Origin of the sequence: Chthonomonas sp. (genome assembly GCF_035294165.1) — a bacterium.
In the GTDB taxonomy this organism is placed as follows: domain Bacteria; phylum Armatimonadota; class Chthonomonadetes; order Chthonomonadales; family Chthonomonadaceae; genus Chthonomonas.
The window spans coordinates 37,824-61,306 of record NZ_DATGLN010000224.1; the positions used below are offsets into that span (position 1 = coordinate 37,824).

At 55.2% G+C, this 23,483-nt stretch carries 20 protein-coding genes; 6 read left to right on the forward strand and 14 right to left on the reverse strand.

Annotation, left to right across the window (positions count from 1 at the left end; translation table 11 throughout):
- The first annotated feature begins 168 nt into the window (after window positions 1-168).
- Window positions 169-1,176: a KpsF/GutQ family sugar-phosphate isomerase gene (locus tag VKV29_RS12755; protein ID WP_324201694.1), complete on the forward strand. Its 1,008-nt coding sequence runs from the start codon at window positions 169-171 to the stop codon at window positions 1,174-1,176.
- On the opposite strand, the gene mazG is transcribed toward VKV29_RS12755, so the two are convergent.
- The 7 genes from mazG to VKV29_RS12790 form a co-directional block, all read right to left on the reverse strand.
- Window positions 1,173-2,696: a nucleoside triphosphate pyrophosphohydrolase gene (gene mazG / locus VKV29_RS12760; RefSeq protein ID WP_324201695.1), complete on the reverse strand. Its 1,524-nt coding sequence runs from the start codon at window positions 2,694-2,696 to the stop codon at window positions 1,173-1,175. The two genes, VKV29_RS12755 and mazG, sit on opposite strands and share 4 nt — an antisense overlap.
- An 11-nt stretch (window positions 2,697-2,707) precedes the next feature.
- Window positions 2,708-3,826 (reverse strand): peptidylprolyl isomerase, encoded by a 1,119-nt coding sequence (locus VKV29_RS12765; RefSeq protein ID WP_324201696.1) that lies wholly within the window; start codon window positions 3,824-3,826, stop codon window positions 2,708-2,710.
- 60 nt (window positions 3,827-3,886) lie between these two features.
- Window positions 3,887-4,405 carry a hypothetical protein gene (locus VKV29_RS12770; RefSeq protein WP_324201697.1) on the reverse strand — a complete coding sequence of 173 codons (519 nt, stop codon included), beginning with the start codon at window positions 4,403-4,405 and terminating at the stop codon, window positions 3,887-3,889.
- 74 nt (window positions 4,406-4,479) lie between these two features.
- Window positions 4,480-4,749, reverse strand: coding sequence for a hypothetical protein (locus VKV29_RS12775; RefSeq protein ID WP_324201698.1), 270 nt, complete (start codon window positions 4,747-4,749; stop codon window positions 4,480-4,482).
- A 44-nt stretch (window positions 4,750-4,793) separates the two neighbouring features.
- Window positions 4,794-5,564, reverse strand: a complete 771-nt coding sequence (locus tag VKV29_RS12780) for a FliA/WhiG family RNA polymerase sigma factor (protein WP_324201699.1) — start codon at window positions 5,562-5,564, stop codon at window positions 4,794-4,796.
- Between the two features lie 77 nt (window positions 5,565-5,641).
- Complete coding sequence (locus tag VKV29_RS12785; protein ID WP_324201700.1) at window positions 5,642-5,914, reverse strand: hypothetical protein; 273 nt, start codon at window positions 5,912-5,914, stop codon at window positions 5,642-5,644.
- A 158-nt stretch (window positions 5,915-6,072) separates the two neighbouring features.
- Complete coding sequence (locus tag VKV29_RS12790) at window positions 6,073-7,032, reverse strand: P-loop NTPase (RefSeq protein ID WP_324201701.1); 960 nt, start codon at window positions 7,030-7,032, stop codon at window positions 6,073-6,075.
- 294 nt (window positions 7,033-7,326) lie between these two features.
- Here VKV29_RS12790 and VKV29_RS12795 point away from each other — a divergent pair, with 294 nt between their 5' ends.
- A complete protein-coding gene (locus VKV29_RS12795; RefSeq protein WP_324201702.1) occupies window positions 7,327-9,360 on the forward strand; it encodes a DUF6785 family protein in 2,034 nt (677 codons plus the stop codon).
- Between the two features lie 4 nt (window positions 9,361-9,364).
- On the opposite strand, the gene VKV29_RS12800 is transcribed toward VKV29_RS12795, so the two are convergent.
- The 4 genes from VKV29_RS12800 to VKV29_RS12815 all read right to left on the reverse strand — a co-directional run bounded on the left by VKV29_RS12800 (window position 9,365) and on the right by VKV29_RS12815 (window position 13,193).
- Complete coding sequence (locus tag VKV29_RS12800) at window positions 9,365-9,703, reverse strand: P-II family nitrogen regulator (protein ID WP_324201703.1); 339 nt, start codon at window positions 9,701-9,703, stop codon at window positions 9,365-9,367.
- Complete coding sequence (locus VKV29_RS12805; RefSeq protein WP_324201704.1) at window positions 9,700-10,587, reverse strand: transglutaminase family protein; 888 nt, start codon at window positions 10,585-10,587, stop codon at window positions 9,700-9,702. The genes VKV29_RS12800 and VKV29_RS12805 overlap by 4 nt, the downstream gene beginning before the upstream one ends.
- A gap of 99 nt (window positions 10,588-10,686) precedes the next feature.
- Window positions 10,687-11,643 carry an alpha-E domain-containing protein gene (locus tag VKV29_RS12810; protein WP_324201705.1) on the reverse strand — a complete coding sequence of 319 codons (957 nt, stop codon included), beginning with the start codon at window positions 11,641-11,643 and terminating at the stop codon, window positions 10,687-10,689.
- 2 nt (window positions 11,644-11,645) lie between these two features.
- The gene (locus VKV29_RS12815; RefSeq protein WP_324201706.1) at window positions 11,646-13,193 is read right to left on the reverse strand and encodes a circularly permuted type 2 ATP-grasp protein; all 1,548 of its coding nucleotides are present in this window, start codon (window positions 13,191-13,193) and stop codon (window positions 11,646-11,648) included.
- A gap of 432 nt (window positions 13,194-13,625) precedes the next feature.
- On the opposite strand from VKV29_RS12815, the gene VKV29_RS12820 reads away from it, so the two are divergent.
- Window positions 13,626-14,909 (forward strand): alginate export family protein, encoded by a 1,284-nt coding sequence (locus VKV29_RS12820; protein ID WP_324201707.1) that lies wholly within the window; start codon window positions 13,626-13,628, stop codon window positions 14,907-14,909.
- 57 nt (window positions 14,910-14,966) lie between these two features.
- On the opposite strand, the gene VKV29_RS12825 is transcribed toward VKV29_RS12820, so the two are convergent.
- Window positions 14,967-16,082, reverse strand: a complete 1,116-nt coding sequence (locus VKV29_RS12825) for a site-specific DNA-methyltransferase (protein WP_324201708.1) — start codon at window positions 16,080-16,082, stop codon at window positions 14,967-14,969.
- A gap of 173 nt (window positions 16,083-16,255) precedes the next feature.
- On the opposite strand from VKV29_RS12825, the gene VKV29_RS12830 reads away from it, so the two are divergent.
- The 3 genes from VKV29_RS12830 (at window position 16,256) to VKV29_RS12840 (ending at window position 20,728) form a co-directional block, all read left to right on the forward strand.
- On the forward strand, window positions 16,256-18,250 hold the full coding sequence (locus VKV29_RS12830; protein WP_324201709.1) for a TIGR03960 family B12-binding radical SAM protein: 1,995 nt from the start codon (window positions 16,256-16,258) through the stop codon (window positions 18,248-18,250).
- Between the two features lie 223 nt (window positions 18,251-18,473).
- Window positions 18,474-19,865, forward strand: coding sequence for an RNA polymerase factor sigma-54 (gene rpoN / locus VKV29_RS12835; RefSeq protein WP_324201710.1), 1,392 nt, complete (start codon window positions 18,474-18,476; stop codon window positions 19,863-19,865).
- A 95-nt stretch (window positions 19,866-19,960) separates the two neighbouring features.
- Window positions 19,961-20,728, forward strand: coding sequence for a cytidylyltransferase domain-containing protein (locus tag VKV29_RS12840; protein ID WP_324201711.1), 768 nt, complete (start codon window positions 19,961-19,963; stop codon window positions 20,726-20,728).
- Here the strand turns inward: VKV29_RS12840 and VKV29_RS12845 are convergent.
- Both VKV29_RS12845 and VKV29_RS12850 read right to left on the reverse strand, forming a co-directional pair.
- Complete coding sequence (locus tag VKV29_RS12845; RefSeq protein WP_324201712.1) at window positions 20,725-21,936, reverse strand: hypothetical protein; 1,212 nt, start codon at window positions 21,934-21,936, stop codon at window positions 20,725-20,727. The genes VKV29_RS12840 and VKV29_RS12845 overlap by 4 nt on opposite strands.
- Window positions 21,937-23,475: a hypothetical protein gene (locus tag VKV29_RS12850; RefSeq protein WP_324201713.1), complete on the reverse strand. Its 1,539-nt coding sequence runs from the start codon at window positions 23,473-23,475 to the stop codon at window positions 21,937-21,939.
- Between the last annotated feature and the right edge of the window lie 8 nt (window positions 23,476-23,483).

Here is a 23,483-nt window from a genome sequence, read left to right on the forward strand (position 1 = left end):
CCTACGTCTATTTTCGGTAGCCCCCGTCGCTCGATGTAGCAACCGGCTCCTAGGCCGGGCATGCAGCATCGAATCGCACCTATCGTACATAAGGGCATTATACTATGCGCAACAAATTCCGTCAAGTGTGGCTGCGTGTGGGCAGTGCATCGAGGTACAATGAAGAGTATGCAACGAGAAAAAAGGTTTTCACAGGAAGAGAATGAGGCTCTTCAGTTCGCGAGGGAGGCGCTGCATGTGGAGTCGGAGGCGGTGCGCCGCCTTGCCGACCGCATCGGAGAGGCCTTTGCCCAGGCGCTTTCCCTACTAGAGACCTGCCGCGGGAAGGTGATCACCACCGGTGTCGGTAAATCGGGCATTATCGCCCGCAAACTTGCCGCCACGCTCACCTCCATCGGGCAGCCTGCTGTGTTTCTCCATCCCACCGAGGCTCTCCACGGCGACTTAGGGCTTGTAACTAATGAAGATGTGGTGATCGCATTTAGCAACAGTGGTGAAAGTGAAGAGCTGCTCACCCTCCTCCCGTTGCTGCGAGCACGCGATATACCCCTTATCGCCATCACAGGGAACCTTCATTCCACGCTTGCACGCCATGCGCATGCCGCACTCGATGCCTCGGTGGAGCGCGAGATATGCCCGCTGAACCTCGCCCCCACCACAAGTGTCCTCGCGGCACTTGCCCTTAGCGACGCGCTTGCCATGGCGCTTCAACGTCGTCGCCATCTAAGCCCGGAGGAGTACGCTCGTAATCACCCCGGAGGGCGCCTTGGGCGTCGCCTCACCTTACGTGTCCAAGATTTGCTGCCCCCCGACGGCAGTGCCCTGCCCCATGTGGCACCAGGCGCCTCGTTCCAAGAGGTTGTCTGCGAGCTTACCGCAGGGCATATGGGAGCCGTGTGCGTGCTCGATGATACCAACCACCTGCTTGGGTTGATCGCCGAATCGGACTTCCGCCAGGCCTTTTTAAAGCATCAGCAAGAGAGTTTCAACTTAAAGGCAGCGGACATGATGAACCCAAACCCCATTTTAACCCTTGCCCCCGATCAACTCGCCTATGAGGCTCTCCAAAAGATGACCCAGCGGCCCCGTCCTATATCGGTCGCTCCCGTTCTCACTGCGGAAGGCGTCTGCCTCGGGCTATTACGGGTAAACGATCTCGTTAAAGCAGGACTTTAGAGAGGTTCCTGGCGTTTTGCCTCTTCCCATAAAGCATCGAGTTCGTCGAGCGTCATCTCTTTCAGCGAGCAGCCCATCTCGGCAGCACGTCGCTCCATATAACGAAACCGCGTCTCAAACCGTCGCAACATGGTTCGCAGTGCCTCTTCGGCATCGAGGTTCTGTTTACGCGCCACCTGCACCAAGGTAAATAGCAGATTGCCTAACTCGGCAGCTACCCGTGCCCGATCGGGTTCTGCAACTGCCAACTCCCGCTTTAGCTCGGCCCACTCTTCATCTACTTTTTCAAGTACCGCCTCAAGGCTCGGCCATTCAAACCCCACTTTTACAACTCGCTTGCTCAGCTCCATGGCGTACATTAAGGCCGGCAACCCTTTGGGAATGCCGTCGAGAATAGAGTTTGGCTGTGAGACATTCTCACTTTTTTCCGCCTGCTTAATGCGCTCCCAATTACGCAGCACCTCCGCGCTATCGGCGACCTCCGTCGTTCCGAAAACGTGTGGATGGCGACGCACCAGCTTCTCTACAACATGGGCCGTAACATCATCAATGGTGAATAGCCCCTCTTCACGGGCGAGTTGGGCATGAAAAACCGCCTGCAGTAGGGCGTCGCCCAGCTCCTCACAGAGGGCATTGGGGTCGTTGGCATCTATTGCTTCAAGCACCTCATAGGTCTCTTCGACGAAATATCGCTTCAATGTAGCGTGCGTCTGCTCGCGGTCCCAAGGGCATCCGTCAGGTGCCCGCAATCGCGCCATCACTCCCACCAGCGCATAGAAGTCCTTAGGGCGTAACTGCGGAGGAAGCGGCGGCACATAGACGGCAGTTAGGTGATCGATGGAGAGGCGGTCGAGTTGATAAAGCGGTATGGCCTGAACGCTCTCCATGGCGGCTACTCCGGCATTGCGCACAAGCAATACCTGCCAATCGTCGGGATAGAAGCGCATGAGCGCCAGTTTCGCATGAGAGGCAGAGGCCCTATCGAACACCTGAAACAGCAGTAGCCCTCGAGAGGTGTCTATACGTCCCCCTAGTGGATAGCCTTCACGGCTCACCGCGTCATCGAGCTGCAAAGAGAGGGCATCTCGCACATCGCATCCTTCCGCTAAGGGGAGATGCGCTGCCGCTAACACGGCCTCAATGAAGCTGCAGGATGAGACAATGCGATAGGCGATGCCTTCGGCATCGAGCCGTTCGAGCAGCAGGCGCACGCTCTCTTCACCAAGCAACGGATGCCCTGGAACGGCATAGGCCACCGCATGCTCTGTATGAACGCGCTCTAACAGCCTGTTGACAATGGCCTGGTAGACCTCCTCAAAGCTTGTAGCCGAATCGTAAATGCTATCGAAGGTCTCAAACGTAAGCCCCCACTCCTTTAGAGTGGCCACGCAGGGATGACGGCCGGTACGCAGATAGAGAGCGCCTTGTGCCGCAGCCTCGCGCAGGGCCTGTTCGGCCCCGCGCGAGATGAGATCGGGATCGCCCGGCCCCAAACCGATCACCGTTACCATGGTTACCATGCTCGGCTCCCCTATGGAGCGTTCTGGGGTGGAGCACTGCTCCTTGGTGCCTGAGGTGTAGGAACCGACGGTGAAGGCACGGGCGCGTTCGGCATAGGTGGAGGCTGATTCAGAATTTGATTCAGGCGTACCAGCACGATGCCGGCATAACGCTGATTGTAGATGATGATCTTATTTTGGGCCAAAAGTCCCTTCAGATAGTCTGTCAGAACCTGGTAAAAATGCTGCTGGTATTGAGGGAAGGCCTGTTGAAGGTACTGTTCCACCAGCAACGGGCGCACCTGTTCGTAACTCATGGACTTGGCGGGCATCTTATGGGTAAGCTGTACCAACACATAAAGGGGTGTTGGGGAACCCGGTTGTTTGAGAGGAACCGGCGCGTCGGCGAACTGGCCGGGAGAGAGTTTTTCAAGAACATCATAAAGTTGCGGCTGCTGTTGCTTCACCTGTTGTGCGCTTAAAGTTACCTCTTCGCCATCGAAGGGCGCAGCAGCGTGCTCTCGCTGAGCTTCCACCGCGAAATTCCCTGTGGCTTTCAACCGATTCAGTGTTTCAATGCCGTCCTGCTCATCTTTCACCACAAGCATTCGGGCAACAAAGCGCTCCGGCAGATCGAGTTGACTTTTTTCGCGGTTATACATCTGCTTCAGTTGGGCCTCATCCACATGGTCGGTATCGGCGCCGATGGTGAGAATCTCGTAAAGGAGCGTGAGCTGCTTTTTTAGCTGATTTTCTGGAATCAAGCCACGGCGAATGTTGTCGTCGAGGTTGGGGTCTTTTTCACGTTGATACTCTAAAATTCGGTCTATAAAATCGTCCGGCGGAACGAACCCCTTTTGTTGTGCAAGCTGTTGAATAGCCGTTTCGCGAATGAGATACAGCAGCGCCAAAGGCCCGGCCTGTAGATCGGGAGCGTTGCTGAAATCGGCCTGGGTGAGATTTTCAAGGGTGTCGTAATAGCGTTTCACGCTAATGCTCTGGTTGCCCACCTGAGCGATAATACTGTCGCCTTGGCAGCCTGCCAACAGGGGTAGCAAAAGGATGCACAGAGTTCCGGCCACCTGACGAAGAGAAGGACGCCGGCCATAACGCGCAAGGCGTTGGCCTTGCCGAAAGGAAACGGAAGCCAAAGGTAGAATGTCTCCTTAATAAAGGATTTTTAGAAAAAGATGGCCGTTCGGAGTGGTTTCTCAGCGATGGACAAGTTTCAGCCCTAGCAACGTTTCCACCTCGCCCTCGGAGACGCCCACTTCACGAGCAATGGCAGCCGGTGGGACACCCTTTTCCGCTAAGGCATAGATAGCCTCTTTTGGCGAGACGGTTTTAGAGCGCTTTGGCACCGATTCGGTTGAAGCGCTCTTGAGTTCGTTGTTCACCGTTCCTTCTTTAGATTTGGGTCTGCCGCTCCTCTGCGTCGGAGTAGCTATCGGCTCCTCAAGCTCCTCATACCGTTTTATCTGACGTTCTAAGGAGGCTAGTAGCTCGCGCGCCTCTTCGCAACTTCGCTCTAGACGAACCGAGGCCTCTAACGACGCCTCCTCAAGCTGCTCGATGAGCCGGTTCACATTCCGTTGTAGGCCCTTCAGCTCTGAAAGCACAGGAGCCTCGATGGCGCGGACGGAAAGCTCGGCACGAGCCTTTTGAAACAGAACCCATCCCACAGTGAGCATGAGGATTTGCAGAGCAAAGCCTAGGGCCTGCCACTCCATATGGCACATCCTTTCTCAATACGAATAATATGGCACAAAACGGCGTCGAAAAACATCTCTTTTGTAGCCGGTTACTAGGTGACGATGTCTATATGAGGAGTTTCGGTAAGAACAGAGGTCTCTTCTTGAACGACTGTTGTATCCGTTGCAGCGGCTGTTACCGCAAGCGCATCGGCACTCAGCTCCACCACGTCCTCCTCGGTTGCAGCATTCTCTTCCTGCTTCTTCGATGGTTTCTCCTGATGCTGTTCAGGAGAAGGGTGTTGACGCGGTTCCCGCCCCACCTCGCGAATGCTTTCTGTGTTTTCGATGCGGTGGATAGAAAGTAAATCGCTTTGATCCATTTGTTACCTCCTTCACCGACGCCCGCCGAGAAGAACGGTGGTAGTCAGTGAAAAAGCTCCTTATCCCGCTGCAGATACCCCTGCAATCGCACGACCGCCTGGGTATGCAGCTGATAAACCCTGGATTCGGAGATCGAAAGGATACGCCCGATCTCCTTAAACGTCAACCCTTCATAGTAGTAAAGGGATATCACCAAGCGCTCCCGTTCCGGCAGACGATCTATCGCCTTACCAAGCATATGCTTGCGTTCCTGTAACTCCGCCTCGGCGGAGGGCAAAAGGCGCTCATCTTGGATGACGTCGGAGAGATGAAGGTTCTCTCCGTTTTCACTGCCAACGAGAACCTCCTCCAAAGAAAGCAACGAAGATCGCCCCGCCTCGATGAGCAGCTTGTGGAACTCATCCATCTCCATATGCAGTTCCGCTGCAACTTCCTCTTCTGTGGCCGGGCGCCCAAGCCGTGCTTCTAAAAGGGTGTAAGTTCGTTCCAGCATCTTGATGCGCTCACGGGCCGAACGCGGCACCCAGTCGTCCTCGCGAAGCATTTCGAGAATAGCACCACGAATAAGGGCAATGGCATAGGTTTCAAACTTCACTTGCCGCGAGGGATCGTACTGATCTACTGCTTTAATAAGGCCTAAAGCTCCCGCGCTCACAAGGTCTTCTCGATCTAGACTGGGCGGCAGATTCGTTATTACGCGCCCCGCCGTGATTTTAACCAAGTAGGCGAAATGCTGTATTAAACGCGCGCGAGCGTTTTCATCTTGAAACTCTTTGAAACGGTACCAATCTCTTTGAACATCCTCTGGTCTCATCGGGTTCACTCCTTCATTCCGAAGCCGCTTACGTCGGAACTTCTGCGCACGGCACCCCGGCTTCGCTTTTGTATCGGTTATTTAGAATTTCCTTCCCCCTGATTTTCCGCCTTAACGCCCAGCAAGTCCGCCACCGTCGTGCCGGGCACGATGACATCGAGCTTAGGCTCCGCCTCCTCCCTCCCTTCCTCGAGCAGAGCGGTTCCTAATATCCCATCTCGCGTCCCTTCGGTGAGCGCATAGCGCAGCACAAGGCCGAAACCGGCGAACACGAGAAACGCTGCCGCCGAACGAGCAAGGCAGGTTCCCGGTGATGTGCCATTTAGCAGACTTAAAAAAGAGACTAACATGGCGGAAAATGCGCCTAATATGGTTGGTAGTTGGGATATCAACGACTTCACACGCCTTATCCCTGTAGATGAAATTTTGGAAATAGATACCCCTTCATTCGGTTGTATCTATGAATCTTTTCTTTGTAATCGTTCGGACTCCTGCTTACCCGGCGAGCTTAACGTCCGAGATGTTTACTGAAGAAACGCTGCATGCGATTCAGAAGTCCGCCCACCCCTTCTACTTCCGTCGGTGCCGGGGCAGAGTAGGTAAGCTGATGCGCTATCTTTCGCACGGCGCGTGCTGCCGGCGAGGAGGGATAGCTCAACAGAAACGGCTTGCCGTTTCGAACGGCTTGCCCCACGGCAGGATCGTGGGGAACGCTTCCAAGAGATACCACCTCTGTTCCCAGAAAACGGCGGGTGATGGTCACGAGGCGCTCCTGTGCGGAACGGGCTTCCGCTTCGTTCTGGGCCATATTGACTGCCAGCATGAGGCGCGACTGCGGGTTTTCGTGATAGACCGTTTTGATAATTGCGTAGGCGTCGGTCAGGGCCGTTGGCTCCGGCGTGGTAACCACCAACACCTCTCCGGCAGCGCACAGGAAAGCGAGAACGTTTCGAGCCAAGCCGGCACCTGTGTCTATAAGCACGATGTCTGCTAGCGCATCCAGCTCTCCGAGGCTTTCAATCAGCGCTTCGCGACGAATGGCGTCGAGATCGGCGAGTTCGGCCAATCCGGAGGCGCCGGCCACAATCCGAATGCCGTTAGGACCGGGGCAAAGCACCTCGCGCAACGACCGATCGCCATGCGTCACATGCTCTAAATTATATTGCGGATAGACGCCCAGAACTACATGAAGATTAGCCAAGCCGAGATCGGCATCCACAACGATCACGCGATTGCCGGTTTCGGCCAAAGCGAGCGAGAGATTGGAGGAGAAGTTCGTTTTGCCTACCCCTCCCTTGCCGCTCGTCACCGCGATAACGCGCGCTTTGCGCACACGCGCGGGAGGGGTGACAACGGCCTGCGCAAACGTCTCGGTGCTCTTCTCGGTAAGAGATGGCTCTCTAGCCCCCGCTCTCTCATCCCGATTTTGACTTGCCAAAGCCCGAAGTCCATGCGCTTGGTCTAGCATAGGTGAGCGTCTCCTGCGATGAATTTACCTGGTTCGAGTTTCTGAACGTGGTGCCGAACCCCATGACGGGCCCCTGTATAGGCGCCCGTTAAGAAGCTATAGTCTTCCCAAATTATCGGCATTATCGGCGCGGAAATGTAGGATCAAGAGAGCTTTTTTAGGGCACTGTCCAGAGGACTTCGCTTTGACTTGACAGAGCCAGCTAATACGAAACATAATGAGCACGGCTCAAGACCATACCTTTGGTTGCTGCTTCGGCCCCTAACATAGAACTCGGCTCTCCTGGAGGAATGTATGGCGGTTTCGCCAAGCAATCGTTCGCAATCCATAGAGACATCCACGCGCAGTGCCCTTAGCTTGAAAGCGCTTCTCATCGGGCTTGTGTGTGTGGGGATTACCTGTGTGCTTGTTTGCTATGCCGAGCTCGTCGTCGGGAAAATTCAGATCGGCTACCTGCAACTTCCCCCCGTCGTAGTGGGCATGTTAGCCCTGATTTTAGGCCTACAGGCCGTTCTCCGCAAATTTTCGGAGCGTCTCGGCTTAGCACAACATGAACTCTATACCATCTATGTCATGATGTTGCTGGCCTCCATGGTTTCCTCGCGCGGCCTTATGGAAAAGCTTATTCCTCTGCTTGTGGTGCCAAACTACTTTGCTTCTCCCACAAACGGGTGGGCGAACATGTTTTTTAAATGGATTCCGAAATGGGCGGTGCCGTGGGATCCGAAGGGCCCTCCAAAACAGTTTGTTGCCGCCCGTTTCTTCGATGGCCTGCGCCCCGGAGAGCACATTCCTTGGGCGCTTTGGGCCGTTCCGCTGGTGGCCTGGGGAGTATTCGTAGGCCTGCTTTTTACCGCCTTCCTTTGTCTCGCTGCCCTCCTAAGGCGCCAATGGACCGATAACGAGCGTCTCACCTTCCCACTGGCGCAACTTCCCTTAGAGATGATTCGGGGGGAAAATATCACTATAGGGGGTAGTACTCAACCGAGTTTCCTGAAAAACCGCCTTATGTGGCTGGGCTTCGCCATCCCTGCTTTCGTGTTCGGCCTAAAAGGACTGCATCAATACGCCCCCGCTGTACCCGATATCACCACCGATATCGATCTCAACAGCCTGCTCTTTTCTCAGCCGCCTTACAACAGCGCCATCGGCTTTTTTCACGTCTACATCTCGTTCATGGCCATCGGCTTTTTCTACCTCTTGCCCTCCGACCTGCTCTTTTCCCTCTGGTTCTTTTTTCTGCTAACCCGACTGGAGGACGTTCTCGGTGCCCGCTTCGGCTATCAGTTCCCCACCATGCCCATGTACGGCTGCAAAACCTACCAAGGCTACCAGTTTATAGGATGTTATCTCACCCTCGTAGGCTATATGATCTACACGGCACGCCCCTATCTTCGAGCCATCTGGGGCGCCTTGTGGGCCTGGAAGCGGCCCGCCCGTCTGCCGGGCGAAGAGAATGAACTGTTGCCTAACCGCTTTGCTACATTCGGCCTCGTGGGCAGCGTGTTGCTGCTTGCACTATGGCTGCACCTGCTGGGAATGAGCTATTGGCTCGCTCTTTTTGAGCTGGGAGTAGGCATATTCGTTATCGCCCTCGTCATGGCGCGTAGCACCTCTGAGGCCGGCATGTTGATGACCGAAACCTGCTTTCGTCCCACCGACATCTACCGAATGGTAGGCGACCTACGCAACTTAGGCCCGGCTAATCTCACCTCCCTCGCCTTCCTCGATGCCGTTATGCTGCGTGACCAACGCGGCCTGATTCTCACCGGTTTTCTCGACTCGATGAAGCTTGCCGATGGTTTATATGTGCGCCGCCGAACTCTTGTACCGGTTTTCGTGCTTGCGTTTGTCACAGCGCTGCTCGTCTCCGGCTACTACAGCATCCATCTGCCTTATACCTATGGTGCTGTGCAGATGTATAGCTATGTATATCAGGGTAATCCGGTTTGGGCTTTTACCGACGCCGCCTCTACCATGAACCATACCAATCCCAACATTCAGTTCTTCGACATACTTAACTTTGGGATAGGAATCTTGGTAACGGTGCTGATCGTAGCGTTGCGCAGCCGTCTACCTTGGTTTCCCTTTCATCCCCTTGGCTACGCGCTCTCCGGCAGTTGGACGATGATGGTGTTCTGGTTTCCGTGTCTTGTGGCGTGGGTTTTAAAATCGCTTATCATTCGCTATGGAGGCATGAAACTCTACGCACGCCTGCGCCCTCTTTTTCTGGGGGCCGTGTTGGGCGAGTTCATTATGGCCATCCTCTTCACCGCACCGGCCATCTTCAACCGCTTTACACCCACTCCCACCTTCCCCTGGCCGTAGTGAATCAGATGGCCTCTTCGCCCCGCTCTTCTGTGCGAATACGCACCGCATCGTCGGCCGGCAGAATAAAAATTTTGCCATCTCCCGGCTCACCCGTACGGGCGTGACGCAAGATGGTCTCCACAATCGTTTCGACCTCCTCATCACGGGCAACGATCTCCAGCTTCACCTTAATGGGCAAAGGGATGGCGTATTCCGCGCCCCTATAGCTCTCACGGTGCCCCTGTTGCCGTCCGCTCCCGCGCACATCCTGCACCGACATGCCCGTAACCCCAATCTCGCCTAGTGCGATCTTCACCGCATCCAACCGACTAGGGCGAATAATGGCCTCTATTCTCTTCAACTCTCCTCCTCCAACCACACCCGCACGCTCGTCTCCATCTGATGATCGGCCGGCCCATGATACACTCCGCGTATCGGTGAAACATCGTAATAGTCTCTACCATGATGCACCTTAATGTAATGCCCGTTCACCACCAGGTTGTTGGTTGGGTCGAACCCATGCCAAGCTCCATCGGGCAGAAGGCATTCCACCCAAGCGTGCATAGCATCGCCGCCGATGAGATGTTTCTCTTCTGACCACCCGCTCTCTTTCGTTCCACTTCCGGTATAGATATAGCCGCTCACATAGCGCGAGGGAATGCGCTGCCGACGACATATGGCCAACATGAGGTGAGCAAAGTCTTGGCAGACGCCGCGCTTCTGTTGCAGCACCTGTTGAATAGGGGTATCAACACGTGTAGAGCCGGGCGCATACTCTAACACCCGATGCAACAGGCGGATGAGGGCGATAAGAAAGGTGGCCGTTGCCGGCCCGCCGGCCTGTCGTCTGGCAAGCTGTGCAATGCGATCGGTCTCCGGCGTCAAAGGAACTAATGGAGTTGGTGACAGATAGTCATAAAAACGCTGCCGTACCCCCTCGCGGGCATAGAACTCGCTGTCATCCTCGTGCATCTGAAGCCCTACAAAAGGGTCTTGAATATGTGTAGTAACTTCTGAATAAGCCCGAATGGTCAGCGCGTTATGTGGGGCACGGATGTTGAAATGGTGCACCGTACCGCTTGGCAGCTCGTAGCTAAAAATGCGCGCTTTAGGCTCTATGTCAAGCTCGAAGGTCCGACAGGTCTGATTGTTATCGCTCACGGGCATCAACCGAAGCTCGTTATAACTATCTCTCACCGCCGCCGGATAGGCATAGCGCGTAGTATGACGTACACACAGTTGCATAATTTTCTAAAAGGCTTTGATTAGGCGGATATCTCGCCGTAAAGTCTGCTTTCCCTTAAGTGTCTCATCTCACTTCTCAGTAGGCTCTCCTTTCCCGTCCTAATACGCAAGATACTGCATAGAAATCGCCTCACCTATCTCGGCACATCGGCGCTGCACATCGTTCAAAAAGGAATGAAGTCCGGCCGCCACGATCTCTTTAGCGCGACTATAGGTGAGATCGGCAAGGAGGCGCCCTACACGCAGCTCGGCTTCATTGCGCGGCTCGGCTTGTGGGTTCCCACCAATGCGGCGCAAACATCCCTCCACACGCGCGATGCCATGACGTACCGAGGCGGGGAAACGGATGTCGAACACGAGAAAATCCACCACCCCTTCCGGGCGAATGCCCTCCTGGTGCACCTTTCGGTACATCTCAAAAGCGCTTACCGACTTCAGCACGGCGATCCATTGATGGATATCGAGCGTCACTTCTAGTGTCGGCGAGCGATCTCCAAGTAACTCCTTGTACTTTATATCGAGCAGCCGCGGTGTTTGGGAGGCACGTTCTAAAAAACGCCCCGCATCAAGCCAATCACGCGCTTCATCCATTAGCATCGTCCGGTTTAAAATGCCCTGAAAGAGGTGCGAGGCATCCTTCACCATCTGAAAGAAGACGTGAGGCGAGTCGGCCAGCAGTTTCTCCACATTCCATTCGCGCATTCTAAGATAGGCGGCGTTAAGGCTCTCCCACATCTCGGAGGAGAGCTGTTCGCGTACCACGCGCGCACTGTGGCGTGCCCGCTCCCAACAGGAAAGGATGGAGTTGGGATTCTCCACATCGAAAGCGAAAAAGTGCAGCACGTCGCGGTCGTGCTGCCCGGTATATCGGGCTGCGTAGGCCTCTGTGCTGCCGGCAATGGCCAGCAGGGTCTCCCAATGCAGCGTCTCAGCCTGTGTTGGCGAACTCATCTCTAGAGCGGTAGAATAGTGCACATCCACCATGCGTGCCGTGGCCTCTGCACGTTCTACATAGCGTCCTATCCAAAAGCAGGCATCCGCCTCTCGACACAACATCGTCACTGCGCCTCCCCGCCCCGTTTTGGTGAAGACCACGCTCGCTGCCGTTGGCCTAAAAATGCCGGCCTGCCTAAATCCTCCACCGGAGGCCTCTCTCCTCGATGTTCACCGGCTAAAACCCACGTATCCTTACTGCCTCCGCCTTGCGAGCTGTTGACCACGAACGAGCCTTTACGCAATGCCACCCGGGTGAGGCCTCCCGGAATCACGGTAACGCCTTTACGGCCATAGAGAATATAAGGCCGCAAGTCCACATGCCGCCCCTCGAAATGGTCATCAATAAAGGTAGGCACACTTGAAAAACGCACCAGAGGCTGGGCAATGTAGTTACGCGGGTTCGCCTCTATCTTGCGTGCAAACTCCTCTCGCTCCTGCGCAGTCGCCTGCGGGCCGATCAGCATGCCGTAGCCGCCCGACTCGTTGGCCGCTTTGACGACGAGCGTGTCTAAATGCGCCAGGATATGTTTCCGCTGTAGGTCTTCATAGGCCACATAGGTCTCGACGTTAGGAAGAATCGGGTCTTCCTGCAGATAGTAGCGAATGATGCGCGGCACGTAAGCATAGATCACCTTGTCGTCGGCAACACCGGTGCCTATCGAGTTTGCCAAAGCCACATTACCCGCGCGATGAGCATTTACCAGGCCGGGAACACCAAGCAACGAATCCGGTCGGAAAACCAACGGGTCAAGGAAGTCGTCATCCACACGCCGATAGATCACATCCACCCGCTGTGGCCCGCGCGTGGTTTTCATAAACACACAGTTATCTTCCACAAAAAGGTCTCGCCCTTCCACCAACGCGATCCCTAGCTGCTGCGCAAGGAAAGCATGTTCAAAGTAGGCGCTGTTGTAAGGGCCTGGGGTCAGAAGAACCACACACGGGTTCTCCTTGCATTCTGCGGGGGCGAGTTCCCTAAGGTTTTCAAGCAGTTGGGTAGTGTAGTGGTCTATGGAGCGCACGGCATAATCCTGAAAAAGCTGGGGGAACACCCTAGTCAGCGTGGTTCGGTTCTGCAAAACGTAGGAGACACCCGACGGACAACGAAGATTGTCTTCAAGTACAAGATAGCGCCCATCGGCATCGCGAAGGATATCCGTACCGCAGATATGTACGTAGATGCCCCCCGGCGGGTTAGCTCCTAAAAACTCCCTGCGAAAAAAGGTGGCACTCAGCACTAACTCCCAAGGCACCACATGATCATGCAGGATTTTTTGATCGTGATATACATCCTGCAAAAAGAGGTTGAGCGCCACGATGCGTTGAGTCAGCCCTTTTTCAAGTACCGCCCATTCCTGAGAGGGGATGATTCGCGGGATTAGGTCGAGCGGGAAAGGCCGTTCGCAACCGCTCTCATCGCCGTAGACAGTAAAGGTAATCCCCTGCTCCATAAAAATGCGCTCGGCCAGGCGACACCTACGCCGATACTCCTCTAAAGACATTTGGGAAAGACGCAAAAAGAGCTGCCGATAGTGAGAGCGCGGATGTCCATCCGGCTCAAACATCTCGTCATAACCTTCTTCAATTGTGTAGCCATCAAAGAGCGACATAGGACCGAAAATCTCCTCAACATACGTCGGCCCGTCGTTGCGCCGCAAAGTTCCGATATACAGATGAGTGACGCGCCCAAACCTTCTCTTCTACTACCAAGAGAGGGCAGAAACTAGACATCATTTTACCCTTTACCCTCGAACTTCCTGCTTCTGTTGCAGGAAGACACCGCTCTACAAAAGTCTTCATTGGATGATCTCCACGCCCACGAAAGGTGCTTTCCGCATACAATTCTCACATGGTGAGGAAGCAATCTGTCTATGCGCAAAAAATTGTCTATAAATCGTTGACACTCCGTTATAACTGTGTTACAATGGAATAGGCGGCGGTGCTCCCACGCGGTTCAAACTCGATAACGCCTTGTGCCCGTGGAAGTAACCCGTCTTCTAAGCGAATCTATTCCCAAATAAACTCACATCAGGAGAGACTCTATGCGTTTTTTTCGTCAAAAGATGTTTGTACTGCTCTGTACCGTAGTTGTCGCTAATTTTTTTGTAATAAACGCTTCTTCGCAAACGGTAGTGCCATCGAATGGACACGGATTCTCCTTTAGCCCTGAATGGCGCATCCGCAACGATGAAAGCAACAGCGCTATCGTCAGTACCGGCAACACTGCCTACAACCAAGAGTGGATCAGCCGCCTTCGCCTCGGTTTCGGATGGAGCGACCCATCCGGTCTTACCCTCTTTCTTCAACCGCAATATAGTTGGGGCAATACTACAAACAGCGGCCATATCGCCGTTGTCAACGACTTCGACGTCTTTCAAGGCTACGCTCAGGGCGGCAAAGGCCGCTATCAATGGAGATTAGGACGCCAAGTGCTGGCCTTTGGTGATGGCCGCCTCATCGCCTCCCCAGAATGGAATAACTACGGACGCACCTTCGACGCCGCTCGGTTCACCTTTAAAAGCACACGCCAGACCACCGACCTCTTCTTCGGCAAAACCGGTTTTGCTAATGGCGTTACCACAGTGCCTACGCTCTACGGGGTCTATGGCGTGGAGAAGTTTCTACCCAAACTTAGCTCCGACCTCTACGTCCTGCTTAAAAACGATCGCGTTGCAGGGGCGAACCTCAGCGTTTTTACTTTGGGCGCTCGACCGGTCATCGATCTGATTCCCCACACGCACATCACCATCGAGCCGGCATTTCAGTTCGGCCACTTCGGGGGCAAAGCCATTGGCGCGTGGGCTTACGCCGCTGTAGCCACCTACACTTTTCCCGGGCCTGCAGCCCTCCATTTCGTTGTAGAACACGACTTCGCCAGTGGTGGCAGTCCCACCGACCCAGCCCATTACGAAACGTTCGATCAACTCTTTCCCTCTACGCACGGCAAATCGGGCATTCTAGACTACATGGGCTGGCGCAACATGCGCCATTGGCATATGGGCATGGGGTTTGCAGCTACGAAACGCCTTACCCTTTCGGTGGATGGCCACTTTCTCTCCCTCGCCGATGGCCGGGACTACTGGTACGGCGTGAACGGCGCACCGGTAAAAGGCAGCAATGGCAAACCTCTTTGGAGCCCCACCGGCGCAGCCGGCAGAGACATCGGTTCGGAAGTAGATATCGTTGCCGACTATCGGGTAAGCGCCTACCTCGGTCTCTCTATCGGCTACAGCCACTTCTGGCCAGGGCACTACATCAAAACGCTTGATCCAACGCAGTCTCATGAAGTCAACTGGTTCTACGTGCAGCCCACCTACCGTTTCTAACAACCAGAGAAGCTCACCCTCCTTGGCTCCCCCAAAGAAGCCAAGGAGGGTCTTTTTTTATTCCAGCCCGCTTTCAGCTCTGTAGCGTGCTCGTAATGCATCAATACTTATCAGTTCCCCATTTTCGTTTTCATAATGCCAATATTCCCATCCGTTACAGGCCGGCTTTCCCTCTGCAGCAGCGGCGATCTGGTGAATGGAGCCTTCTTTGTCGCCCCATTTCAACAGCGAATCGGCTTTTACATAGGCCACGATCTTTCTATCTTGGGAATAAAGCGACGTTCCCACCGAAAGGTACCCCGCCTCCACAAGCTGCCCAAAGGCCACCCGCGGCGCAGCGCGTTTTGAAGGGGTTATCAGCAACTCCCGATCGTCGCAGGCGGGCGTGTTCGTTAAGCGCTCCCATGCCAGTCTCACATACTCTGGGTCACGCTCAATGCCTATAAAGTGACGTCCCAGACGCTTCGCAACAACCCCCGTTGTGCCGGTGCCGAAAAACGGGTCTAGCACAACATCCCCTGGCCTGCTCGATGCCAAGATCACTCGGTAGAGCAACGCCTGGGGCTTTTGTGTCGAGTGCGCCTTCTTTCCCTCCGTTCGCAACCGCTCGGCGCCGGTACATAGGGGCAGATGCCATACATTCTGCATCTGCTTGCCTTCATTCAGATTCTTCATGGCCTGGTACTGAAACGTATAGCCGCGTGCTTCCCGCGATCTCTTAGCCCAAAGCAGTATTTCGGTCGCATTCTGAAACCTTGCGCCCCGGAAATTCGGCATCGGGTTCGTTTTGTGCCAAATAACATCGTTCAAAATCCAAAAGCCTAAATCCATCATGATCTTGCCAACACGGTAGATGTTATGATAGGAACCGATCACCCAAAGGGTGCCCGTCTCTTTCAGTACCCTCCTACACGCACTTAACCATTGTGTTGTGAAGGCATCGTAATCATCAAAGTTGGCAAATCTGTCCCACTCGTCGTTAACCCCGGCAACCGGTGTCTGATTGGGGCGCCAAAGCTCCTGCCGCAGCTGAAGGTTATAAGGCGGATCGGCGAAGATAAGGTCTATGGAATGAGGGGGCAATTTCGGTAGAACTTCCAAGCAGTCGCCTAAGAGAACCTGATTAAGGGGCAAGTCGGCAGAGATAGTCTCTTCCCGCTTAACAGATGACATTCCCATCTCCTTGAATGCACAAAAAGTAGCCTAGAATGTTGCGATAGATTTCACGATGACCACACGCTTTCGAGCAATCCACCGCGCTTACACCTTTCTTTGACAGAATCCGAATCGCATAGTATACTAAAACCACCCTGTAGAATGGTTGGAGCACAGGAGGGATTTTGGCGATGTGGACTCGCGAGCAGATAGATGTCGTGTTGGAGGATATTTTACCGCGTGTCAGTAAACCCGGTCGCTACACCGGCGGGGAATTGAACAGCATTGTAAAAGACCACAGCACCGTTGACGTAAAATTTGCCATTGCCTTCCCCGACGCCTACGAAATCGGCATGAGCAACCTCGCCTGCAGTATTATTTACCACCTCCTTAATAAACGGCAGGACTGTGTTTGCGAGCGCGTCTACGCCCCTTGGCCCGACATGGAGCGCGAAATGCGTGCGGTAGGGCTGCCTCTTTACACTTTGGAGACCCGCACACCCCTCTCAGACTACGACTTCATCGGGTTTGCCCTCTCCTATGAACTCTCTTACACCAACGTGCTCAACATGCTGGACCTCGGCGGCATTCCCGTGCGTTCTCGCGACAGAGATAGGCTCCAACCCAATGGAAAACCCTACCCCATCATCATCGCCGGCGGGCACTGCGCCTTTAACCCAGAGCCGATGGCCCCCTTTATAGACCTCTTTGTTATCGGAGAGGCGGAAGAGGTTCTTCAGCAACTCGTAACCAGCTTTAAACGCTATCGCCATCTTTCGCGGGAGGAGCTTCTCCTGCAGCTTGCCCAGATTCCGGGCTGCTATGCGCCGCGCTTCTATGAACCCGAATACGAAAGCGAAGAGGCCAGGCTGGCACGCCTTGAAAGCAAAGGCCTCTCGGCCGAAGAGGCAGAGCGACTCGGTGACACCATGCCGCATCTCCTAGCCATCCGACGCCTGCACCCAGATGTGCCCGCAAAAGTTGAACGAGTGTGGGTAAAGGATGTGGACGCTCTTGAGTATCCTACCAAACCCATCATCCCCTATATCGAGGTGGTGCACGACCGCATCTCTTTGGAGGTCATGCGAGGCTGCACCCGAGGCTGCCGATTCTGTCAAGCCGGCATGATCACCCGGCCGGTGCGCGAAAAAAGCCCAGAAAAGCTGATGCAACTTGCCGAGGAGTTGGTAAAGAACACCGGTCATGAAGATATCTCCCTAGTCTCCCTCTCCACCGCCGACTACAGCCGTGTGGAAGAGGTCGTTCAGTCGCTGATAGATAAGTATGCCGGTAGCCGGGTTGGTGTCTCGCTGCCTTCTCTGCGTGCCGACCGCGACTGTGTAAAGCTGGTGCAAGAGATCAACAAGGTTCGTAAAACGGGGTTGACCTTCGCCCCGGAAGCCGGCTCCCAGCGAATGCGCGACGTTGTGAACAAAGGCGTTACCGAAAAAGACCTCTTCGCTGCCTGCGAGACGGCCTTCCAAAACGGCTGGCAGCGTATTAAGCTCTATTTCATGATCTCGCTACCTACCGAAACCGATGAGGATGTTTTAGCCATCGGGGAACTAGCCCATAAATGTGCCGAGATCGCCCGCAAAAACGGCGTGAAGAACCCGACCATCACTATCGGCGTGTCGGCTTTTGTGCCCAAACCTTTTACCCCCTTCCAATGGCATGGGCAAGATTCGCTTGAGGAGATAGATAGAAAACAGCGCATGCTGAAACGCTCACTGAAAGACCGCGCCATCTCCTATCGTCCCAATGAGGCGGCAAGCGCACAACTAGAGGCCGTGCTCTCCTTAGGAGATCGGCGTGTGGCCGATGCCATCGAGTTGGCCTGGCGGCGTGGTCAGGTGTTCGACGCTTGGGATGAGTATCTCGACTATGAACGATGGAAGCAGGCCTTTGCAGATGCCGGCATTGACCTGCGTTTCTACGCGAACCGGCACAAAGATTATGAGGAAACCCTGCCGTGGGACCATATTGATTGTGGCGTCTCCAAGGCCTATCTACGTGCAGAGGACAAACGCGCACGCTCGGCCCAACTAACCGCCGACTGTCACACGGCTCCCTGCACCTTCTGTGGCGCCTGCGACAGGTCTTACATCGAAAGTGGCAAGGCAAAGCGAGAGAACCGAGCGTTTGTGCCAAATGCCTTACCCATCATCCCGCTAACAACGCGATAGCAGCGCCCGCTCTCCACGTGAACCTCCTGCGGTGAGGAGAGCGGGTCTTCATTCTGTCAAGTCAGTGCGCTTTACATTTTTTCGACATAGCGCTATAATCATAAGTGTTTCATCAACACAACCGAAACGTTCACGCGCTGAAGCCGTACTTACCAAAGTCCGATAATTCACCGTGATTTCTTTTGCCTGTCCGAGCTGCCTAAAAGGAGAAGAGAGGCTCGTTATGGCGTTTTTGCAGAACGAACAAAAGCAGGTTCAAGCCCAAAAGATCGATCCCAAAGTTTTTCTTACACAAAAACTTCTGCAGCTTAATGTGCAGGAGCGGTTGCTAAGCGTCGAGAACGAGCTTTTGGAAAACCCTGCCCTCGAACTTACAGAATCTCTCGAACCTACAGGCAACGAAGAAGAGAGGCCCTATACCGAAGAGGAGGTTCACCGACCTGACCCGAAAGAGCGTATAGACCCCTTTCTCTCACTACAAGATTCCGAAAACTCCGTCGCCAGCCATCAAGCTCCCATCGAACTACGCGACCATCTCACCAACCAACTGCATCTGCTTCCGCTCTCTTCCGAAGAACAGGCCGTGGCCGACTACATCATCGGCAACATTGACGACAACGGTCTGCTGACCGAACCGATTGAAAGCATCGCCCATGACCTCAAAGTCTCCAAAAGCATGGTCGAAAAGGTCTTAGCCCAACTCCAAACCCTAGACCCGCCGGGCATCGCCGCACGAAGCCTACAAGAGTGTCTGCTCCTCCAGATACAGCATATTCTGCCCGACACCCCCCCCAACACACCCGCTTGGGAGACAACACAAACCGCCTATCGCATCCTTAGCGAATGCTTTGAGGAGTTTGTGGGTCATCACCATCACCGCATTTGCCGTCACCTGCTTCTTCCACGCAAAACGGTGCAAGCCGCCATAGATTTTATCACCAATCGCCTTACCCCCTACCCTGCCGCCCGCTTTGGCGCGCTTTGGTGCCGCCCCTTCGGTGAAGCGACCATCCGGCCAGATGTGCTTATCTACCGCACCGAAACCGGTTTCCAAATCGAGATCGCCGGCTACGCGCCAGAAAACCTTCGCATTAGCCCGGTCTGGCAAGAGGCATATGAGAAGTATCAAGGAGATCGTATCGTATCGGAACCCATCAACCAAGTGCGTGAATACGTTCGGAGGGCCAACCTCTTCATAGAGAGCCTGCGCAACTGCCATAAAATTTTGCGCGCCATTACCCGTGAGCTTGTCCTTTGCCAAACCGCCTTCATCGAGACCGGACAAATTCAGTTTCTACGCCCTCTCACCCGCAACACGGTTGCCGAAAAACTGGGTGTACATCCCTCTGTGGTCAGTCGCGCCACTTTCAATAAGTACGTGCGTCTGCCTAACCTCGAAATCCATCCTTTTAATATCTTCTTCGACTACTCCCTCGTGGTTAAAACCGCCCTTCGGCAGCTTGTTGCCGAGGAAGACCCAAAGGCACCCTTAACCGATCTCGATTTAACCGAAAAGCTCTGCGCCATGGGCTTCGATGTGGCACGTCGAACCGTGGTAAAGTACCGAGAGCAGTGCCGCATTCTTCCCTCTCATCTTCGTCGGCGTTACAACTGACCTTTTTCCCCTCTTAAGCCGATAATTTGTACAGGCCACGGTTCAATACGTCTCTACAAGACGTTTGGCATCTCATCTCTTAGAGAGGAAGTTTCATGGAAGAAACAAACCCTTATCCCCGTGTGCTTGCCATTGTGCAGGCACGCATGGGAAGTTGCCGGCTGCCCGGCAAACCGCTACTATCTCTAGGTGACTCCACCCTTATCGAGCAGACCATACGCCGTATTCGCGCCTCTGAGATCGTCTCCGAAATCGTCGTTGCCATGCCGTCTCATCCAGAAAATCGTCCCCTACGTCAGCTCTGCCGAAAGCAAAACCTCCCTTGTTTCGCCTACGATGGGCCAGAAGAGGACGTGCTGTCGCGCCTGCTACAGGCCGCCAAGGTCTTCCATGCCGATGTCGTGGTGCGCGCGTTCGCCTGCGACCCTCTTCTCGAACCCAAAATGCTTTGGGCGGCCGCCCGCTATCAACTCGACACCGATATGGATATCGTAACGGTGGGACGCCTGCCGGAAGGCACTGCCTGCGAGGTGATGCCCCTTCGTACTCTCATCCATCTCGACAGCTTTTGCAAAAGCCGGGAGGATCGAGAGGAGGTTACCGCGTTCTTGTGGCGCCATCGCGAGCTGTTCGACTGCGCTATTCTGCCGGCTCCCCTCAGCTTGCGACTGCCGGGTATTCGTTTACGCATCCAAACAGAGGAGGACTATGAACTGTTGCGTTGGATTTTCAACACGGTGGCACCGCGCCCGAACGGGCTGATTGCCGTGCGGGATGTGCTTGACCGGCTCCTGCATCATCCCGAACAGCTCCACAAAGCCATCGGGAGCTATGCGGTTGTCCACGACCCGAAAGCGGCTTAACGAGGGGCTTTCACGTTAGGAGGAACCGTACGCACCACCCCAACACCGTGCGCACGCTGAGGGCGCAGGCGCATCGGCTCCAAAACAGGCAATGCAACTTCCGGTACAGGTTCCTCCGCCACCGTCTCCTCCTCAAAAACGAGGAGGATCATCGCCCCGATAAGCGCCCCTACCAGTGTTGCCGCCAGCAGGCGCCCCATCGAATCGCTGCCAACCCTGAGAGCGCCATTCAGACACCATGCAGCCAGCAGACCCGCCAATCCACCGGCATTACGTGTAGCACGCGAAGGAAAGTGCGGAATCCATCGGGCGCATTTCGCCCCAACCACCAGCCCTACCACCAGCCAACCAAGAAAACGACTGAAGGCCTCCCAAAGCGGCGGCATTCCCATCCCCCCGCGCACGCCGCCCCACAACAGCAGATGGAAGACCAACTGCCCACAGCCTCCGGCCAGAAAGCCCCACCAGGCCATACGCCCGGCTCTTAACAGAAACACTTGTGCCGTAAAACGAAACGGCACGCCATGCCGCCTATACACCCACCACAAGCCGCCAAGAAACGCCAATGCCATTAAGCCCACCACCAAACCAACCCACAGACCAACGATAAGGAACTCCTTCAGCAGAAAATTGGAGAGCGTTGTCAGTGGGGTCGTGGTGGCAGGCGTCACCGTAAAGTCGGTTACCTCCACCGTTTGGTGAGGCCAAAGGCTCCCTTGATACTGCTTTATGCTGCCATGCACCATCACCCGACAGTGAAAGGTGGTTGGGTCGGGGTCACCATGGTTCGCATAGTAGTGCACAAAAACACGGTAAGTTCCTAAGGGCGCCTCTCCGTAAGGCCAAAAGATGTTTTCAACCGGCGTAGAGGTGAGATGTTCGATGCTCGCATTGGCGTCCACATCGAGCTGCCCACCCGTTGGGGAACGCCGATGCATAAACCATATTTTTACACCGGACGGGTCTATACACCAGAGGTCTAGATCGTTGCGGTTGTTCCATGCCAGTGATATCTGCACCTCACCGCTCTGCCCGCCGGCCTGCTCCACACGGCGTGAAATATCGCTGCGGTAAATAAGCAGCGGCCACATGTTGCCGGCAAGCAGGTCGGCAACCGGCCTGGTCTGCATCACCCCTTCAAGGAGCAGGGCGGTAAGCAAACAGGCCGCCCCACCTATCAGGGCAAAGAGCACTCGAAATCGCCACATCTACCATCGTCCCGTCAAAAAACCGTTCCGCGCGGCCGGCGCCGATTTCGTGCTCTCCGGCTTCTGCGGCAGCGGCTCTGTCGCTTCTATCAGGTTTTCGAGCGTCTGCTGCAATCTATTCGCCTCGCCCACGGCGGCGGCCCTTGCGGCCTGTCGCCGCTCACGCACCACATCCGGCAATGTCGGCGTGCTTAAACTCAAACGCCTCTGCTCCATGTCGGCTAATTCTGCCCTTAGCTCCTGCAGTGTTTTCTCCATGCCTTCCAGGCTATAGGCATGTTGCAGAAGCTCCTGAACGGCCGGGTCTTTAGCGCGTGCCTCCATCACCGCCCGTTGCCGATGCCGCAACCACGCGCGTCGCATCTGGTCTTCGCCCTCCGACCAGCCATTGGTGCTCTTATACAGAAGATAAGGGCCACTAATAAGAAGCCCTATCAACATGTAGACGGGCAGAGGCATCTCATGGTCTTGATTGGAACGCCCCTCTTGCACGCGCTCTTCACGCAGTATCTGCTGATGATGCAACATGCGCAGCCCCATCCCTTCCGCCGTCACTTCGGCCAGCCCCAACCCCAGCGCCCCCGCCAAGCAGAGAACGGCCACGGTGGTCTGCTCCCGCAAGCGCGGCACCCTCACGGCGGAATCGTTGGTCTCAAGGCTTCGACCCAACATGCCCACAACCGCGTGGTATATCTCGCCCATGAGATATACTATCACGAAACCCAGTGCGGCAGCCACTCCCAAACGCGGTAGCCCATCGGCCCTAAGCAGCGTGTCCAGATCGAGCAACCCCACCAACGTCCCCAAACAGAGGGCCAACAACAGGCCTGCTACCAAAGGCGCCAATATCTGCATGAACATGTTAAGCAGGAGTGCGAAAAAGCCCCTCTGTGCTTCCGGCCTCACACCGTGCTCTCCGGCAATCTCGTCGAGATCGGGTATCTCTTCAAGCGCCTCGATCACCTTGCGCGGTTCAACGGCCGCGCTGGGGCGCTGCTCCCCATCCTGCGTGGCCACCTCTCGCTTCAGCAGCCCGTCCGGCAGACGCAGGCCGGCTCGCCCCACGCTCTCGGCAAAACGGCGCCGTTCCTGTAGAAGCTCCGTTTTAAGCTCTGTTTCGTGTTCGCGCAGCAGTTCGATCTGCCTCTCAAGCCGTTCCTGCTCCTTGGCGTTTTCGGCTTTCAGCCGCTCCAGCACCTCCTGCACCTCGGCCTCTACCGCAAGCTGCTCCTCGGTGGCCGCCACAGCCCGCGTCCAATAGTTCCAACGCAGCAGCCAAAACCTGCGGGGAAAATCGCGGAATTGCCCCTCAAGTTGGTTCAGCAAGGCCTCTTGGCGCGCTCGCTCCTCCGCCGAGAGACCGATAGGCGGCACGTGCCAAACCATGTCGTTGGTGAAGCCGCTAGGCCAAAAGAGAGCACGCTTTGTAGGCTCCGATGCTCCCTTTGCCGGCACGGAAGAAGGCTCATCCATGCGCCCGTTCACAACCGCACGCCCATCTCTTTCTAGCCCTGAAACCACATCCGGATCGTCCATCATTTTCCCTC